The sequence below is a fragment of the Yersinia rohdei ATCC 43380 genome, assembly GCF_000173775.1.
GTDB lineage: Bacteria > Pseudomonadota > Gammaproteobacteria > Enterobacterales > Enterobacteriaceae > Yersinia > Yersinia rohdei.
This window is the reverse complement of record NZ_ACCD01000002.1, coordinates 156155-172788: the sequence shown is the minus strand read 5'-3', so window position 1 is coordinate 172788 and position 16634 is coordinate 156155. Positions and strand designations below refer to the sequence as shown.

Sequence of the window (16634 nt, the reverse complement as noted above, 5' to 3'; positions counted from 1 at the left end):
GCATGATTATTCCCGCTTTGGATTTGATAGAAGGCAAGGTGGTGCGTTTGCATCAGGGCGATTACGGCCAACAGCGCGACTATGGCAATCACCCATTACCACGGTTACAGGATTATCAGCAACAAGGCGCTCAGGTATTGCATCTGGTTGATTTAACAGGAGCCAAAGATCCCGCAGCCCGCCAGATCCCACTATTGCGTGAGTTGCTGGCAGGTGTTGATGTGCCAGTACAAGTGGGTGGCGGTATCCGCAATGAGCAGGATGTTATCGCCTTACTGGAGGCGGGTGCCACCCGCGTGGTTGTGGGCTCAACTGCCGTTAAACAACCAGAAATGGTGCAAAAATGGTTCGAACGCTATGGTGCAGAAGCCATAGTGTTAGCGCTGGATGTTCGTATTAATGATGCGGGCCGCAAACAAGTTGCCATCAGTGGCTGGCAGGAAAACTCCGATGCCACATTAGAGCAGGTTGTCGAACAATTTCTGCCATTTGGCCTTAAACATGTACTTTGTACCGATATTTCCCGTGATGGCACCTTGAGCGGCTCGAATGTCGAGTTATATCAGGAAGTATGCCAACGATATCCACAAGTGGCATTTCAGGCCTCCGGTGGTATTGGTTGTCTGGATGATATCGCCCGTTTACGCGGCAGTGGCGTGCAAGGTGTGATTGTTGGACGTGCACTATTGGACGGCAAATTTAACGTGAAGGAGGCGATTGCATGCTGGCAAAACGTATAATTCCTTGTCTGGATGTAAAAGACGGCCAGGTCGTTAAAGGCGTCCAGTTCCGCAATCATGAAATCATTGGTGACATCGTCCCCTTGGCTCAACGCTATGCGCAGGAAGGCGCAGATGAGCTGGTATTTTACGATATTACCGCCTCCTCCGATGGGCGAGTTGTCGATAAAAGCTGGGTGTCGCGCGTCGCAGAAGTGATTGATATTCCTTTCTGTGTTGCCGGTGGAATTAAGAGTGTCGAAGATGCCGGCCAGATTCTGACCTTCGGTGCAGATAAAATCTCTATCAACTCACCTGCTCTGGCCGATCCGACGTTAATTACCCGTCTGGCTGACCGCTATGGCGTACAATGCATCGTGGTAGGTATTGATACTTGGTATGACGAAGAAAGTGACAGTTATCAGGTTTATCAGTTTACCGGTGATGAAAAGCGCACTAAAGCCACCACCTGGCAGACTGAAGATTGGATAAAAGAAGTCCAATTACGGGGCGCGGGTGAAATTGTATTGAATATGATGAATCAGGATGGCGTGCGTAACGGCTATGATTTGCGTCAGTTGAAACAAATGCGCGCCATCTGCCATGTGCCATTGATAGCCTCTGGCGGTGCCGGTACACCGGAGCACTTCCTGGAAGCATTTCGTGATACCGATGTCGATGGCGCACTAGCGGCATCAGTGTTTCATAAGCAAATCATTAATATCGGCGAATTGAAAAAGTATTTGTCTGAACAAGGCGTGGAGATAAGAGTGTGTTAAGCAAACAACAAATTGACCAACTGGATTGGGAAAAAGTCGACAATCTAATGCCAGCTATCGTTCAGCATGCCGTTTCTGGTGAAGTTCTGATGATGGGCTATATGAATAAGGAAGCACTGGCGGTGACGGAAGAAACCGGCAAAGTGACCTTTTTCTCTCGCACTAAACAGCGTTTGTGGACCAAAGGCGAAAGTTCAGGTCATGTCCTGAATGTCGTAAATATCTATCCTGACTGTGACAATGATACTCTGTTGATCCTGGCAAACCCTGTTGGCCCAACATGTCATTTAGGCAGCAACAGTTGCTTTGCACCTGCGGCCAGCGACTGGGGTTTCCTCTATCAGTTAGAGCAGTTATTGGCATCACGTAAATCGGCAGATCCAGCCAGTTCTTACACGGCCAAACTGTACGCCAGCGGCACAAAACGAATCGCACAGAAAGTGGGTGAGGAAGGCGTAGAAACCGCCCTTGCTGCAACCGTAAACGATCGCGAAGAGTTAACCAACGAAGCATCAGATTTGATGTATCACCTGTTGGTGTTATTACAAGATCAGGATTTGGATCTGAGTAAAGTGATTGGTCGCCTGCGGGAGCGCCACGAGAAGTAATCTTCTCATTGCTAGCCTCTGGCTGATAAAAGAAAAACGCCCCCAACTTATCATCGGGGGCGTTTTTTATTGAGATAAACCTTTAAAATCAGCGAATGCCAAGTCTAGCTCACAAACTGAGAAATGGATTACTCCATCCACTCAGTGTGGAACACACCTTCTTTATCCGTACGTTTGTAGGTATGCGCGCCGAAATAATCGCGTTGCGCCTGAATCAGGTTCGCAGGCAACACGGCTGAGCGATAGCTATCATAGTAGTTAATCGCAGCAGAGAATGTAGGTGTTGGGATACCATTTTGAACCGCGTAAGACACAACATCACGCAGTGCTTGCTGATATTCATCAGCAATTTGCTTGAAGTATGGTGCCAGCAACAGGTTAGCAATATCCGGTTTTTCTGCATATGCATCAGTAATTTTTTGCAGGAACTGAGCACGAATAATGCAACCGGCACGGAAAATCTTAGCGATTTCACCGTAATGTAGATCCCAATTATTCTCGTCAGAGGCCGCTTTCAGCTGAGAGAAGCCCTGTGCATAAGAAACAATTTTACCCAGATACAATGCACGACGGATTTTCTCGATAAATTCAGCTTTATCACCCGCGAAAGGCTGAACTTTAGGGCCAGTCAGCACTTTAGATGCCGCAACACGCTGGTCTTTCAGAGAAGATAAATAGCGCGCAAACACAGATTCAGTGATAAGTGTTAATGGCTCGCCCAAATCCAGGGAACTTTGGCTCGTCCACTTACCCGTGCCTTTGTTAGCCGCTTCATCCAAGATGACGTCAACCAGATATTTGCCGGCTTCATCTTTCTTGGTGAAAATATCTTTGGTGATATCGATAAGGTAGCTGTTCAGCTCACCTTTGTTCCACTCGGCAAAGGTGCTTGCCAGTTCTTCGTTGCTCAGGCCCAGAGACTGTTTCAACAGAGAATAAGCTTCTGCAATCAACTGCATGTCACCGTATTCAATACCGTTGTGAACCATTTTCACGTAGTGACCAGCACCATCAGCACCGATATAAGCAACACATGCTTCACCATCGTCGGCACGTGCAGCAATCTTCTCAAGAATTGGCGCAACCAGTTCGTAAGCTTCTTTCTGACCACCAGGCATGATGGAAGGGCCTTTTAATGCGCCCTCTTCGCCACCGGAAACACCGGTACCGATAAAGTTAAAACCTTGCGCAGAAAGTTCACGATTACGACGGATGGTGTCTTTGTAGTAGGTATTGCCACCATCAATCAGAATGTCACCTTTATCAAGATGTGGTGTCAGTGAAGCGATAGTTTTATCAGTAGCTTCACCCGCTTTCACCATCAGCAGGATGCGACGCGGTTTTTCCAGTGAATCAACGAACTCTTCAACGGTATAGCTCGGCACCAGATTTTTACCTGGGTTCTCAGCAACTACTTCGTCGGTTTTGTCTGAAGAACGGTTAAAGATAGAGACGGAATAACCACGACTTTCGATGTTGAGCGCCAGGTTACGGCCCATCACCGCCATACCGACAACGCCTATCTGTTGTTTGGACATTAAAAAACTCCTGTCTGAAGGATGACACCTGTTATCGGCCTTGTGGCCAACAGGTTTTTGATGTGGGAAACATGTTAACTCAGGATTATGTCAGCTGGGTAGTGATTGGTGCGATAGATAGCACAACTGACCAGTTGCTGCCCGCAATGGTTTGCTTTATCGAAGTGCATAGCGGTTCTGAGCTAATTTGAATAAAAAAAAGCAATCACATAGATTGCTTTTCCTTGATGCTGACCCGGCTTACGCCAAAAAGTCCTTCAGCCAAGCTTTAAATTCAGCCCCCTGTTTGGGGTGGCGTAAACCATAAGCGACGTAAGCTTGCATATAACCCAGTTTTTCACCGCAATGGTATGATTGCCCAGTTAAAGCGACGGCATCAACGGGTTCTTTCGCTGCCAATGCATCAATGGCATCGGTCAGTTGAATTCGGCCCCAAGCGCCTGGCTGCGTTTTTTCCAACAACGGCCAAATGTCAGCAGACAAAACATAGCGCCCAACAGCAGATAAATTAGATTGCAGATCAACCGGACTTTGCGGTTTCTCGACCATCGCTTTAATCCGGCTACTCTCGCCGGGGGCTAATTCAGATTGCTCACAAGATATTACCGAGTAATTCGATAAGGTTTCTGGTTCGACCGAATGTACCAATACCTGGCTAGTCCCCGTCTCTTCGAAACGTTTGACCAATTGAGCAAGATTATCTCGCGTTAAATCTGATTTCGCATCATCAATAAGAACATCCGGCAGCAATACCGCGAATGGCTCATCCCCAACCAGTGGCTTGGCACATAATACCGCATGGCCCAATCCCTCAGTATGCCCTTGGCGAATATGCATGATAGTCACACCCGGTGGGCAGATAGATTGAACCTCTTCCAATAACTGGCGTTTAACACGCGCCTCGAGCATAGCTTCCAGCTCATAAGAGGTATCGAAATGGTTTTCTACTGCATTCTTTGACGAATGAGTTATCAAGATAATTTCTTTAATCCCGGCAGCAACACATTCATTAACCACATATTGGATTAAAGGTTTATCAACAATAGGCAGCATTTCTTTAGGAATGGCTTTCGTGGCGGGAAGCATTCTCATGCCCAGACCAGCAACGGGGATTACTGCTTTCAATTTGGTCATAATTAACCTACTGATTTCTTATGTGAATTAAAAATCATTTTATCTCTCGCCGAGAGCTCGACATTAGCTGATTTGCTGTTTCAGCCAGGCAGTAAATTTTTCGCCCTCGGTGCTATGGCGAACGCCATAGGTCACAAAGGCTTTCATATAGCCTAATTTATCGCCGCAATCATGAGATTTACCTGTCATATGGAAAGCTTCTACAGGTTCTTGCTCCATTAACATCGCAATAGCATCAGTAAGTTGAATTTCATCGCCGGCACCCCGTGGGGTTTTCTTCAGCAGTGGCCAAATATCTTTTGACAACACATAGCGCCCAACGACAGCAAGGTTAGACGGCGCCTCGTCGACTGAAGGTTTCTCAACCACAGCAGTCATCAGGGTACTCTCACCCGGTGCTAAATCGACATGTCCGCAATCAGCAATACCATACTTAGATACATCGGCTTTTGGGACTGGCTCAACCATAATCTGGCTACGCCCAGTATCTTCAAAACGCTGAATCATCTTGGCAAGGTTTTCTTTAGACAAATCTGCAGTTGAATCATCAAGTAAAACATCCGGCAGCAGCACAATAAACGGGTTATCACCGACCATAGGCTGAGCACAGAGTACTGCGTGACCCAAACCTTTGGCATGCCCTTGACGTACTTGCATAATAGTAACGTCAGGTGGGCAAATATTTTTAATTTCTTTTAATAACTGCCGTTTAACCCGAGATTCCAGTGCCGCTTCCAATTCAAATGAGGTATCGAAATGGTTTTCTATTGCATTCTTGGATGAATGGCTTACCAGCACAATCTCTTTGACCCCAGCCGCAACGCACTCATTCACAATATATTGAATTAGGGGTTTATCTACCACTGGCAGCATTTCTTTCGGAATTGCCTTGGTAGCTGGCAACATACGAGTGCCTAGCCCGGCAACAGGAATGACTGCTTTCAAACATTTCATTGATATGACCTCTTCAACTTTAAACAGTTAAATGCGGAAGAATTAATTTATAAGCTTAGCGGAACAATCTGGTATTATTTATTATTATTTTATAGTACCAAAGCTTACATCAGAATGTTCCTGATTACATTCTTAAAATATCAGTAAATATTTCATATTGTGTAACCATCAAAAGAATCGAATGAATACTACACCATTTGAAATAACAATCTTATAATTTCAATAAAATATAAAAATGAAATGTCACTTACTAACTATTTCATTATATAAATCAATATAACTTGATGCCATTTTCTCCGATGTAAAATGCTCCAAGAAACGATTTCGCGCATTGCAACCAAACTCTTCGGCTAACTCTACATCATCCCATAATTGATCCATTGCGGATCTCAATGCGATAGGATCTGATGGTGGTACAACCAAGCCAGTTTGCTGATCAATATTAATAAATGTTGTCCCTGTACCTATTTCACTCGATATAAGCGGTTTGCCATACATGGCACCTTCTAATAAGGTAATACCAAAAGCTTCAGATCGTAGATGAGAGGGGAAAACCACAGCATAACAAAGAGACAATAGTGCAGTTTTATCTTCATCAGAGACAGCTCCGAGGAAAAAGACATTCTGAATATTGAGATCTTCGACTTGAGATTTTAATTCTGACTCAATAGGGCCAGCACCTACAATAACAATGGGATATGATGAATTCTTAGCTGCATCAATAAGAATATGCAAACCTTTATAATACCGAAAAGCGCCAATAAACAGGAAAAAACGAGGGCCAAACTTATCCTGCCAAAATTTCAGGCGCTCTGAAGTTGGCGTAGGATAGGACGCCTCATCAAGACCATAGGGAATAACACTGACCTTATGTGCGAACTTTTTCAGCGTTACACTGGTTGCCACATAATTCGGTGAAGCGGCAACAATTCGAGTCACATCACCAAGGAATCGATTCATTAACGGAGTATATATTTTTAATATATTCTTCTGTTTTACGATATCAGAATGGTAGCTTACGACTGTAGGTTTTTTTATGCCCGATATAAAATGAACCATATCCATAAATGGGAATGGAAAATGATAATGAATAATATCGGCCTGCTGAGCCAGCTTTTTAAAAGTTTTTAAAGCTTGGAAAGAAAAAGGTGTTGAGGCCACATCAATATTGATTGGGGAGCAATATGTTGTGTGCGACCCTATTTTTTTATTATGAACATTACCTCGTTTACTTAAAGAAAGAACAGTTGAGTCAATGCCTTTCTTCGCCCCACTTTCACATAATTGAAAAATAACCTGCTCTATACCACCAAAAGAATCGGGGTAATACGTTTTATAAAAATGTAATACTTTTAACATTATATTATAATACCTGCTGGTAGGCTTTAATTGTTTCTTGAGCGCATCGCTGCCATGAGAATGTTCCTACTCTGATGAGGCCCATCTCTATTGCTTTATTTCGCCAATTTTCATCTTCCAGGCTCTGTATAATCGCAGACCTCAACCCATCGACATCCAGCGCATCGCACATTAAACCCGAATCACCTAACACCTCGGGTAATGAAGCAGCATTAGAGCAAACAACCGGAACACCCGATGCCATAGCTTCAAGAACCGGCAACCCAAATCCTTCATATAATGAAGGAAATAAGAACGTTCTCGCCCCGGAGAAAAGCAAAGGCAGCTCTTCTGCACTTAGGTAACCAAGATATAATAACCAGCCTTGTTGCGTAGCCAACTCAAATCTACGATGTATAGACTCACTGTTCCAACCTGAAAAACCGCAGATCACCAGTGGAAAACGCGAGCGAAGATCTAAAGGCAGTCTTTCATAAGCATCAAGTAACGTTGTAATATTCTTTCTTGGTTCAATGGTGCCAGTAAATAACGTGTACTGTCCTGCGGTTAATCCTAGTTTGGTCATTAAACTCTGTAGGGTAGAATAATTCCGAGGATAAAAATCACCACTACTGGCTAATGGCGCTGTTACAATTTTTTCGATAGGATAATCGAAATACTCTGCCAATTCGGTACGTGTAAAATCAGAATCTGTAATTAAAACCTTAGCTCGTTTCAAGGTTAATAATAACTCTTTCCTCATATAACGAACACGATTTTCGGGATGACATTGGGGCCATGTGTAAATTGAAAGATCATGAAAAGTAGCAACAGCTCTGTCTACCTTAGGTGGTAAATAGAAATTTGGGCTATGAAAGATAAAATCATTATAATTATGTAGAGCTATTTTTTTTAACCATGGAGATACATACCGATATAACTCGCTAAGGAATAGACTATTTTTTACAAAATTTCTAACTTTAGCATTTTGCTCTTCTTTAAGAGCCAATTCAGGAATTGATTGTGATACTCTCCTGCCATTTAAAAAAAGAAGCTCTGAGATATCAGAGCTTCTTTCTAACTCCTTAGCCAGTTCATATGTGTACCGACCAATACCCGTTAACGGATATTTAATAGAATCAGTGCCAAATACTACTTTCATTATTTATCTTCCAGCATCCAACGTAATGTCTCTTCCAATGGTGGTGTATTCCATCCTTCAACAATACTTTGTAATTTTCTAGAGTCACCACATAACGATTTGACTTCATTGGCTCGGACGAAAGCAGGGTTAACACGAATAATTAGCTTATGTGAGGTTATTTTCTCACATAGAGCAACCACTTCACGTAATGAATAAGTCCTGCCAGAACAAACATTAATGGTTTCACCTACAGGTTTTGCCATCAATAACCCTAAATAAGCTTTTACCAGGGCTCTGACATCAGTAAAATCACGCCATACATCCAAATTACCCAGTTCGATTTCATCCGCTTTACGCTTAAAATGAGAAACTATTTTTGGCAATAGGAAATTATCGGATTGCCCTACACCAGTATAATTGAAAGGGCGGGCAATAATAATTGGTAATTTTTCTGACCAAAGTTTGGCCATATATTCCATAGCTAATTTACTAACAGCATAATCATTTGCCGGATTAACTGCAGCAGTTTCACTCAGCATGCCTTCTTGCGTATTACCATAGACATTAGCACTGCTGGCAAGCAACACAGCTTCAATATTTTCAGCAACATTGCTCAAGGCAGCCAATAAATTTCGGGTGCCGACAACGTTTACATCATAAAAAGCGGCAGCATCACCATGGCCCACGAAAGCAATTGCTGCCAAGTGGACAACAAGGTTAGGTTTCACTTGCTCGATAGCTGAATTCAGCCCCGCGACATCAAGTAAATCTACTTGAAAATAATCTGGATTATCTAAAGGCTGAGAACCTAAACCGAATACCCGGTAACCGGCAGCGGATAGTTCCGCTGCCATATAATGGCCGGTAAATCCCTGAATACCGGTGATCAGGGCACGCTTGCCATTCATTGTCATTAGAATGAGAAACCTTGCTTATTACGACGAAGGTCTTCTTCTACCATCATCTGACAGAGTTCTTCTAAAGTCGTTTTTGGTTCCCATCCCAACACGTCTTTCGCTTTTTGTGGGTTACCAATCAACAGTTCAACTTCTGCTGGGCGATAGAACTTAGGATTAACTTTAACTAAAGTTTTCCCAGTTGCTGTATCAATCCCAACTTCATTTTCATCTTTACCTTCAAAACGCAAATTAAAACCAGCAGCTTTAAATGCCATCGAGACAAAATCACGGACAGTTTCTGTACGGTTTGTTGCCAGAACAAAAGTATCAGGCACATCGGCTTGCAGCATACGCCACATACCTTCTACATATTCTTTAGCAAAGCCCCAATCGCGTTTGGCATCCATATTCCCTAATTCAAGAATATCCAATTTACCTAATTTAATTTTTGCGACTGAGTCTGTAATTTTACGGGTAACAAATTCGCGTCCGCGCAATGGCGATTCGTGATTAAAGAGGATACCGCTACAACCGAAAATCCCGTAACTTTCACGATAATTTATCGTCATCCAGTGCGCGTACAATTTAGCTACGCCATAAGGGCTACGAGGATAAAATGGCGTTTCTTCAATTTGAGGTATTGCCTGAACTTTACCAAACATTTCGGAAGTAGAAGCTTGGTAAAAACGAATTTTCGTATTAACGATACGAATAGCTTCTAATAAGTTCAACGGACCAAGGCCCGTAATTTCTGCCGTTGTTGCTGGTTGGTCAAAAGAAACACCAACAAAACTTTGAGCCGCTAAATTATATACTTCGGTTGCTTCGGTGGTTTGCAACAAGCGAATACTAGCCGAAAGATCGGTGAGATCGTATTCAACCAAATGTAGATTAGGATGTTTATCAATACCTAACTCTTCAATACGCCAGAAGTTAACAGAACTGGTACGACGATAGGTCCCATAAACTTTATAGCCCTTCTCAAGTAACAATTCCGCAAGATATGCACCATCTTGGCCAGTAATACCTGTAATAATTGCAGTTTTCATATTCATAAAATTATCCACATTCAATTTATTTAACTATTCACTAGTTGTTCGTTTTCCGTAATTAGAACATCTAACAACTGTTGCGCGCTCTGTTCCCACGTTTGCCACTTAATTTTATTCGAGTTGGGTATTTTGTTCATATCATAAAGTACGAGCCAGTCCTGTATTACAATTGCTAAATCATCAGGATCTAGTCCTGAAAAATACAACGCATTATCATCAGCGACCTCTCTAAAAACAGGAATATCTCGCGCTATTATAGGCAAGTTATGTTGTGCTGCCTCAATAAGGGGCAAACCAAACCCCTCACCTTGGCTAGCAGATATTAAGCAATCACATTTTTTATATATGTTTTCGAGAAATTCATCGCTAATACCTTCAAGCCAGAATAATCGTTTATTAAATTCTGGGTGAGAATGTAATTTCTTTATAAACGTTTCAACCATCCAACCTTGCTTGCCTACAATAACTAAATTTATATCTATCCCTTTATTCCAAAGTAATTCAAATGCAGCGAGTGTTTGAGAATGTCCTTTGCGTGGTTCTATTGTACTAACTGTTAAAAATGATTTACGTAATCCTAATTGGGTTAGAATAAAACTAGAATGTTTAGGCATTCCCTGGGAAGGGCAAGAATTATTCAAATCAGCGCCTAGATGGAACCAGTTTATATCAAATCCTTTTATTTTTTCAACTTTATTTTTTTGAATCCAGCACCGCAACTCTTTACTTACTGTTTCTGAAATACACACGACACCAGTAAATTCTGTAATTATATTCAGCCAACGATGAAATAAAGCACTTTCATTCTCCGGAAAAACGTTTGGCTGTAAAACGGGTAAAATATCATATACCATGAAATATATTTTTACGCCTCTATCATACCATTCTTTTAAAGAGTTTTGTTGTTCAAACACAATGCCAGAATTGAAATCGAGACCTAAAAAAAGATCATCACTCCAGACATCTACAACTTCGTCATTCACAAAGTCATCCGGTATTCCTAGTAATTCGCAGGTAAACTTACGAGCATATCTATATCCTGGCTTACCAGCAGAGGCATAGATAGCATCCACCACATATCCATCTGGCGGATTTGAAATAAATTGCTTTAAAAGTGCACGAACAACTCTTTGTATTCCAGTTCTTAAATCAACAATTACGAGTGCAGACACATCTACTAATAACTGTTTATGGCGTGGTTTAGGTGGGAAATTTCGGGCCAGAACTGTTGCAACATCAGGAACTAATTTATTAGTAAGTAACTGTGGTTTTTGAATTATCTTCTTGATTAAATCACATAAATTTGCAGTTTCTGTTTTATAAGAACTCTCAATCGCATGCATATACTTTTCTGCACATTTCACTGGAGTATGTTGTGTATGTAACAATTCCGAACCTGAACGACCTAATTCATCTCGAGCTTTTTTATCTCTATATAATACGGTCAAAGCTTCTATAAGTTCTTCATCAGAAAATTTTTCAGGTAACTTCCACACAACATTATCAGGTAAATCAGCCATTGAACCATTAGCATTTACAATTGTTGCCACACCATAATTTAAACAATCAAGCACAGCTGCAGATGTCTCACCACGTGATAAATCACGTAATTGAACACAGACATCAGCTGAAGATAGCCATAATTTATATGCAGTTTGATCTGTCCAGCCTGTAATACTAACTCTATCATTTCTGTTAATTATTTTTTCGAGGGCAAGATTGTAATCTTGATCCAGACTTTCTCCTACAAAAACCAATCTACACGAAGAATCATTAGCCATTGGAGATGCTAACCAAGCATTTAATAATCTGTGATTGAGTTTATGTAAGCCTAAAAATCCGAAGCTACAAACTACAAACTCATTATCTCGAATATCTAATTTATCACGAGAAATAGATTTATTAATATAATCATTATTAGCCGTAGTTCTTAAAAGAGGAATCGAGAACCAATCATTTGATGTATCAGAACCATAATAAAATGATACTAAACGCTTTGAAACATCCGAATGGTAAATGACACCTAGAGCCTTTTGCAAGACTCTCAAATTACATGGGTAATTTCTCATGAAATCATTATTATCACTATTTCGATAATATTCTATAACTGCAGACCAACCATGTGAGTACAATATTTCAGAAACCAAACCATAAGGATTATTATTAATAGTTAGGCTTAAATTCAATATCAAATCAGGGATGAAAAAATCATGTAATACAATAACCCCGGGGATCTCCATAAGTAATGGAATCATATGCACATGAAAAGGAGAGTTACCAAAATGGTATAAAACTCTATCATAATTTTCATGGTTATTACGGAATTCATCGCTATTTAAAATAGTGCAGTTAGATAAAACCCAAGGGTCAGTAATCTCTTCAGACTGTTCATAAACAACATCAATAGAGTAATAACGAGCCAATTCAGGTAAAAGCTCAGCGCTATAATCGCTTATCCCACACCTATCTGGTGGTAAGGGTGAAATATAAGCAAGACGCAAGTTTTTTATTGGCCCCTCAACTTTTAATTTATTATTTTCATAAAACAAAGATCTTAAATTATCACAAATGATTATTGCTGACTCTAGATGGGATGTCAGCAATAACTCTACAATGTTTATTGTATCAATTTCTTCTTTAGAGAATGAATCATGATATATAAAATTTTCAGACTTAAAAATAACATCAGCGCTTAACAGATTTTCTTTCTTTGTTTGAAACCATTTTTTATATTCTTGACTAGAATAAATGTTATAATTTAACTCGTTAGCTAGTAGAACTGCAGTAGGTATATTTAATGCGGATTTATTGATGCGGGTTACAGCATTGTCATCAAATCCCTCAAAGAAAGAAGTTATTAATAACACATCAACATTCAAATTTAAAATAAATAACTCTCTAATATTACAAGCTAATTCATTTCTGACTTCTTTTTCTTCCCCATCCTCTTTAATTAAAGAGTCCCACACTTTAATCTTATCTTGTGATAAAAAACCATAAAATTCGTCACGAATGAATGATATAGAATCAGATAGCATTCCATTCAATACTAATATTACAGTATCATCTTTAGATGATTTTATAACTTTCTTTATGATATTTATTATTTCCAAAGATTTTTCATTCTCTGGGCCTAAAACCTGAACTCCTTGCATATCAATTGCTATACGCATTAATATCTACCTTATTATTCTTAACTATAATTAAATTTAAACGACAGAATTGTAAGCAATATAATAAAACTCAATTTTATATATTCATTGAATCTTTATTATTTTTTTCTCTTAAGAAGTTGTGTGTAAATTTCATTTGCGCGAGGAGACAACAGTTCACTTCCCTGTTGGGATATACGCTTTATAGTTGAGCTAGATTTCATATTAAGGCGATAATAAATACTTTTTAATTTTGGATAGAGCCTGAGTTTTTTCGTTATAAATACTATTTTTCTTCTTAGATTAGGTCGCTGTGAAATAAAATAAATAACCTTCTTAATTCCTGATTTAATTATTTTTTTACTCTGCTGAATCAATGTTGAAGGTAAAATAAATATTACTGCTTTCTTCAGAAATCTAAGTGGTGCTGTTATTTTCCAAGAAGCACTTGAGTATATCGCTTTTATTTGTTCATGACTCTCCATCAGCTTCAATTCTAATGCATTTTTCTCATTTATTGATCGAAGGGAAAGTTCATTTATTTTATCATCTCGCATCTTAAATGCATGGTTAAGATGCATGCTGAACTTATTTATAGCCATATCAAGGTCAGAACCAAATTCTTTATTATATATATTATCAAATTTATTAAGAATCTCTTTTGGACCATCTTTTTGTGCAACTAAACCATAGTCCTGTCCTACAACTGTGAAAATATCTATCAATTGAAGTGACTCTGGAGTCGTTACATCAGTTCGTCCCTGAAGCCTTATAACTTTACTGCGTTTAAATCCAAAATAATTAGTCAGAAAACTAAGTAGTTTGTTTGGTATTGGCATAACGTGAGTTGGGTCTAAATAAAAAGTATTGGTACTAACAATTATATTTTCACAATTTGGTGTTTCAATAATTAACAATCCGCCAGGCTTGAGTATACGTAATGCCTCTTGGACAAGCAGCTTCACATTTTCAAAACCTATATGTTCTACAAGATGAAAAGATGAAACTAATGAAACGGAGTTATCATCTAAGCTCTGTAAATACTGGATTACATCTTGTTGTCGGACATTAAGATTTAGATCACGACAATAAGAAAGCATTCCTTCATCTAAATCTATCCCTTCAGTCTTAAAGCCTGCCTCATTAAGTAATTCAAGCCATTCTCCTCTCCCACACCCCAGATCGCAGGTGTTACTATTTGGATAGATTTCGGCTAGTGGTAGATAAAAATCACGGTAAGCTACCAATCGAGATTTGATTAATTCTCTTGAACCACGGTATTTTTTTTCAAATTCACTATAAAAACTATCTTTCATAAATGTAATTAACCTCTGGTTCTAACCATGAAACACCTACAAAAGATGTTTTGTCTATATTTATTATATCAAATATCAGGGCCAAATCTCGCCATTCATAATTCTTATGAAGATGAGTATCTTGCTCATGTAATGCAACGGCTATAGAATAACTGCCTTCGCCTAGATTCATTGGAAATGAGAAATTAAACGATATTATTTGCCCGCTTGTTAAACTCTTAATTTCTTTATCCAAATGATAGGTGTTAGTCCCATATATCACTTGCCCTAAACGATCTTTTATCATATATCCCAATACTATTTCTGGAATATCTGATGCAATACCAACTTTAATACATAAATTTGCTAGCTCACCAACATTAAAAACCTCAGTTCTTACACCTTCAATATTATAAAGGCCAATATCTATTATGGATGCATCCCCAGAACCTGATACTGTTTGTATTAAACCATCTGGGCTTTCTGTTTGTTTAACTGAAGAAGTATCCTTCGCGGCTAGCATAGCATTATAATAATCCATCACGGCTTCGGGTTTCCCTTCCATTAAAATAGTCCCTGCATTTAGCAGAATAGCCCTATCACAAATGGATTGAATTGCCGCTTTATCGTGTGAAACAAGTAGTAATGTAGTACCTTGCTTACGATACTCTCGAATTCTTTCAAAACTTTTATGCTGGAAATAGGCATCACCTACTGATAATGCTTCATCGACAATAAGGATATCCGGCCTTATCGCTGTAGCCACACTAAAAGCAAGGCGCATTTGCATACCACTGGAATATACCCGTACTGGTTGATCGATATACTCTCCGATCTCAGCAAATACTTCTATCTCTGGCATCAATCGTTCAATTTCTCCAACCGACAGACCTAAGAGTTGTCCAGACATATATACATTCTGCCTGCCAGAAAAGTCAGGGTGAAAACCAATCCCCAACTCAAGTAATGCCGCAACACGACCAGTTAACTTGATTGAACCTGTCGTTGGATGAGCCGTTCCAGTAATCAGTTTTAGTAAAGTACTCTTCCCCGCACCATTAATACCTATTAATCCTATAGCCTCGCCCGGCTTAACAGTGAAACTAATATCCCGGAGAACCCATGTTAAGGTATGTCGTATTATTTTTACTGGTGATATCCATTCAATCAATCGACCAAAACGTGAAGGGTACTTTTTGTAGGCTTTACCTATATTAGTGACAGTGATGCTTCCCATTACAATTCATCCACCATATCTGCTGAATGTTTTCTAAATAGATACATACCCAAAATACAGAGGAAAACAGCTATTGTCGCTACAGGCCATAATGCAGACCAATTGGGCATATGCTGCTTTATAATTATTTGTTGATAATTATCAACTAAGACAGCCATAGGATTAAACCTTAATAAGGATTGTGCTCCTTTTGGTAAGGTACTCATTACATAGACAATAGGAGTGAACCAAAACCAAAACTGAAGTAGCACTGTTACAAATTGACCAACATCTCTAAAGAATACGTTTATTACGCCTAGAGAAATGCCAAGCCCTGTTGCAAATAACACTTGAATTACAAGAGGTATAATTAAGGCTATTATAGAAATAGGATGGAAATTACCAGTTACAATCAAAAAAACAACAAACAATGAAAATATAATAATAAAATTAATAAGTGCGGACAATACGACAATAATGGGTAAGCATATCTTAGGGAAATTTAGCTTTTTCAATAAACCCGCATTTTCAATAAAAACATTCTGTCCTCGCCCTACTATCTCAGCAAAAAGCCCCCATGTAATAATACCGATACATAGATATATGCTGTAGGAAAATGTCCCTGCATCACCTGGTAAGCGAGCTTTCATTACCTGAGAAAAAACTAAAGTGTATACTAGAATCATTGACAGTGGCTGTAAAACAAGCCAAGTAGCACCCAGCATACTTTTCTGATACTTTGCTTGGAACTCCCGTTTTACACTACCAAGAATAAACCCTCTATAGCGATAAATCGCCAATAGCAT

The 16634-nt window shown here is 39.7% G+C and carries 15 protein-coding genes; 4 read left to right on the top strand and 11 right to left on the bottom strand.

Annotated features, from left to right (window positions below; all coding sequences use genetic code 11):
- Window positions 1-2: 2 nt before the first annotated feature.
- The 3 genes from hisA to hisIE are packed head-to-tail and all read left to right on the top strand — an operon-like array spanning window position 3 to window position 2106.
- Window positions 3-740, top strand: a complete 738-nt coding sequence (gene hisA, locus YROHD0001_RS14165; RefSeq protein WP_004713545.1) for a 1-(5-phosphoribosyl)-5-[(5-phosphoribosylamino)methylideneamino]imidazole-4-carboxamide isomerase — start codon at window positions 3-5, stop codon at window positions 738-740.
- Window positions 722-1498 carry an imidazole glycerol phosphate synthase subunit HisF gene (gene hisF / locus YROHD0001_RS14170; protein WP_032816140.1) on the top strand — a complete coding sequence of 259 codons (777 nt, stop codon included), beginning with the start codon at window positions 722-724 and terminating at the stop codon, window positions 1496-1498. Before hisA ends, hisF begins: the two co-directional genes overlap by 19 nt.
- Complete coding sequence (gene hisIE, locus YROHD0001_RS14175; RefSeq protein WP_032816139.1) at window positions 1492-2106, top strand: bifunctional phosphoribosyl-AMP cyclohydrolase/phosphoribosyl-ATP diphosphatase HisIE; 615 nt, start codon at window positions 1492-1494, stop codon at window positions 2104-2106. Before hisF ends, hisIE begins: the two co-directional genes overlap by 7 nt.
- 128 nt (window positions 2107-2234) lie before the next feature.
- Here hisIE and gndA read toward each other — a convergent pair whose 3' ends face one another.
- On the bottom strand, window positions 2235-3644 hold the full coding sequence (gndA, locus tag YROHD0001_RS14180; RefSeq protein WP_004713542.1) for an NADP-dependent phosphogluconate dehydrogenase: 1410 nt from the start codon (window positions 3642-3644) through the stop codon (window positions 2235-2237).
- 62 nt (window positions 3645-3706) lie between these two features.
- On the opposite strand from gndA, the gene YROHD0001_RS20820 reads away from it, so the two are divergent.
- Entirely contained in the window at window positions 3707-3835 is a 129-nt protein-coding gene (locus tag YROHD0001_RS20820; RefSeq protein WP_261368883.1) for a hypothetical protein, read from the top strand.
- A gap of 49 nt (window positions 3836-3884) precedes the next feature.
- Here YROHD0001_RS20820 and galU (YROHD0001_RS14185) read toward each other — a convergent pair whose 3' ends face one another.
- From galU (YROHD0001_RS14185) to YROHD0001_RS0117330, 10 genes are all read right to left on the bottom strand, one after another.
- Window positions 3885-4778, bottom strand: coding sequence for a UTP--glucose-1-phosphate uridylyltransferase GalU (gene galU / locus YROHD0001_RS14185; protein WP_004713540.1), 894 nt, complete (start codon window positions 4776-4778; stop codon window positions 3885-3887).
- 63 nt (window positions 4779-4841) lie between these two features.
- A complete protein-coding gene (galU, locus tag YROHD0001_RS14190) occupies window positions 4842-5732 on the bottom strand; it encodes a UTP--glucose-1-phosphate uridylyltransferase GalU (RefSeq protein WP_004713539.1) in 891 nt (296 codons plus the stop codon).
- Window positions 5733-5975: 243 nt separating this feature from the next.
- Complete coding sequence (locus tag YROHD0001_RS14195; RefSeq protein ID WP_004713538.1) at window positions 5976-7091, bottom strand: glycosyltransferase family 4 protein; 1116 nt, start codon at window positions 7089-7091, stop codon at window positions 5976-5978.
- A 4-nt stretch (window positions 7092-7095) separates the two neighbouring features.
- Window positions 7096-8232: a glycosyltransferase family 4 protein gene (locus YROHD0001_RS14200; protein ID WP_004713537.1), complete on the bottom strand. Its 1137-nt coding sequence runs from the start codon at window positions 8230-8232 to the stop codon at window positions 7096-7098.
- Window positions 8232-9128, bottom strand: a complete 897-nt coding sequence (locus YROHD0001_RS0117340; RefSeq protein WP_032816136.1) for a GDP-mannose 4,6-dehydratase — start codon at window positions 9126-9128, stop codon at window positions 8232-8234. Before YROHD0001_RS0117340 ends, YROHD0001_RS14200 begins: the two co-directional genes overlap by 1 nt.
- On the bottom strand, window positions 9128-10162 hold the full coding sequence (gene gmd, locus YROHD0001_RS14205; protein ID WP_032816198.1) for a GDP-mannose 4,6-dehydratase: 1035 nt from the start codon (window positions 10160-10162) through the stop codon (window positions 9128-9130). The genes YROHD0001_RS0117340 and gmd overlap by 1 nt, the downstream gene beginning before the upstream one ends.
- 29 nt (window positions 10163-10191) lie before the next feature.
- A complete protein-coding gene (locus tag YROHD0001_RS14210) occupies window positions 10192-13338 on the bottom strand; it encodes a glycosyltransferase (RefSeq protein WP_004713535.1) in 3147 nt (1048 codons plus the stop codon).
- Window positions 13339-13436: 98 nt separating this feature from the next.
- On the bottom strand, window positions 13437-14633 hold the full coding sequence (locus tag YROHD0001_RS19440; RefSeq protein WP_144404248.1) for a class I SAM-dependent methyltransferase: 1197 nt from the start codon (window positions 14631-14633) through the stop codon (window positions 13437-13439).
- Window positions 14623-15849: an ABC transporter ATP-binding protein gene (locus tag YROHD0001_RS14215; RefSeq protein ID WP_004713533.1), complete on the bottom strand. Its 1227-nt coding sequence runs from the start codon at window positions 15847-15849 to the stop codon at window positions 14623-14625. The genes YROHD0001_RS19440 and YROHD0001_RS14215 overlap by 11 nt, the downstream gene beginning before the upstream one ends.
- Entirely contained in the window at window positions 15849-16634 is a 786-nt protein-coding gene (locus tag YROHD0001_RS0117330; RefSeq protein WP_032816195.1) for an ABC transporter permease, read from the bottom strand. The genes YROHD0001_RS14215 and YROHD0001_RS0117330 overlap by 1 nt, the downstream gene beginning before the upstream one ends.